Here is a 1,834-nt window from a genome sequence, read left to right as displayed (position 1 = left end):
GTAAAGGATTCACAGAATTAACACACTAGTGCGTGAGCATATAATTCTGAATCTGCGTCACAATAACTTCTGAGTTTACTCAGCGTCAGATTATCCATTACGGGATAAACAGCGTCCCAATCTACAGTAAAGGTTTCACCTGTAGGCTGATTAGGCTGATCTGAGTTCGTTGGATCTTCCTTATCTATCACATAGTAGCGACCATTCAGGAGTTGCTGGAAACGGAAGTAATGAGAAAGTTCTTTTTCAGAATCATAGATAGTTGTAGTTCCAGACCCTTCACCTTGGGTTTGAATGATATACAATGCCTTGATAGCAGAATCAAGATCCGTCACCTTGACGATATCTCCCGCACCATCATAGTAATATTCAGGGGTAATTTGCTTTTTGGGATCACCAATGAAGAGATTTTTACCTTCACTCTTATACTTCTTATCAAGTGCCTTTAAGCCCCGAATTACCTCTGTGTAGAATAATCCAATGGTTTCGTAGCTTAGGTTGTCATTTTTACCCGCAAGTTTTAGAAAATTGTGTCTCCTTGTTTGTTTAGTACGAGACTCTACTAATGCTTTGTTATCACCTACATGATGAGAACGTTCAATCTTGAGAAATGTCTCTATTGTTTCTGGAGAAAACTTACTGACATTAACTTCAAAGTCATCTGCTCTCGTGGGTAAATTAGTAGGATATGTAGGAACAAAGTCAGGATTAGTCAAAACTCCTTGGATATTTCCCCCCACCGCATTAAACACATTGGCTATTAAAGTGAGATGGAGCATTTCCTCTACAGCGACGGTGCGAATAAAGTGAAAAGCTTCCAGATTTGATCCTGGCTTGAGGGAATAAAGGGCAGTGAGATAAGGGGGAAGAGTCGCGTGTTCTATCATCAAGCCCTGGATGAGATAGTAATGCAGGTCTTCAACCGTTGTAATCAACTCTAAACTATCAATCATCAAATACCTCTGCTGACAATATTTTCAAAAGTTGTATAATTTCAATGCGCTTTGTTGTTTTAAATCCTAAAGATTTACAGGCTTAGACGTAATAAGTACACCGACAGAATTAATTACATATTGGTGATTTACCAAATTCCTTGCCAGTTAAGGATTTCAGCCCAGATTTTTGTGTAATTAATTTTGTCCAATTACTTATTTAAGTCTCTAAGCATCTCCTCAGTAGCCATGTAAGTCAGAGCGGCGATACTCAATGTAGTATTGGAACTGCCAATGGAAGGCATACTTCCTGCTCCAACCATGTAAAGATTCTGATGATCCCAAGAACGCATATATTTATCAACAACCGAGTTTTCCTTAGTTGTTCCCATGACGTGAGTTCCTGAAAAGTGATTTCCTCCCCGGAACCAGTAGCCTTCACCCTCATACTCAAAATAGGCAGGGTCAGTGTCATCGTAGTGGGTATGATCTTCCGCACCTAAATCCTTGAAAATCTTCTTGGAGAGATTGCGGGCGTAAGCAAAGGTTTTTTTGCAATAATCAGGTACATCAAAATGAATGACGGGACGATAATTACCCAGTTGATCCTTGTATTGAGGATCAATAGTGATTCGGTTATTGTAATCGGCGGGTAATTCGCACATGAAGGCTAATAGTAACTGCCGTGATATCTTGCTAATCAGTTCTTGACGCAGTTGAGAACCATACAGATTTCCCTTTTCCACCGCATTTCGCACTACATCAGTAGCACCTGTTCCTGACCATCCCCAACCATCATTATGGATATCCATCGCAAATGTGCATTGGTTATGACGAAACTTACCTTTACGGAAACTCCCGATTCCTGATGTCACTAGTGGTCTGTCAGTTTTCTATTTGTG

At 40.1% G+C, this 1,834-nt stretch carries 2 protein-coding genes; both read right to left on the bottom strand.

Features of this window, described 5'->3' with window-relative positions:
• Positions 1–17: 17 nt before the first annotated feature.
• The gene (locus tag FJR05_RS14535; RefSeq protein ID WP_254446947.1) at positions 18–953 is read right to left on the bottom strand and encodes a ferritin-like protein; all 936 of its coding nucleotides are present in this window, start codon (positions 951–953) and stop codon (positions 18–20) included.
• Between the two features lie 191 nt (positions 954–1,144).
• Positions 1,145–1,807 carry a GMC oxidoreductase gene (locus FJR05_RS14530; protein WP_371416896.1) on the bottom strand — a complete coding sequence of 221 codons (663 nt, stop codon included), beginning with the start codon at positions 1,805–1,807 and terminating at the stop codon, positions 1,145–1,147.
• Positions 1,808–1,834: the final 27 nt, after the last annotated feature.

Source organism: Dolichospermum sp. UHCC 0259 (genome assembly GCF_009711935.1).
Classification (GTDB): Bacteria; Cyanobacteriota; Cyanobacteriia; order Cyanobacteriales; family Nostocaceae; genus Dolichospermum.
This window is presented reverse-complemented; position numbering and strand designations above follow the sequence as displayed.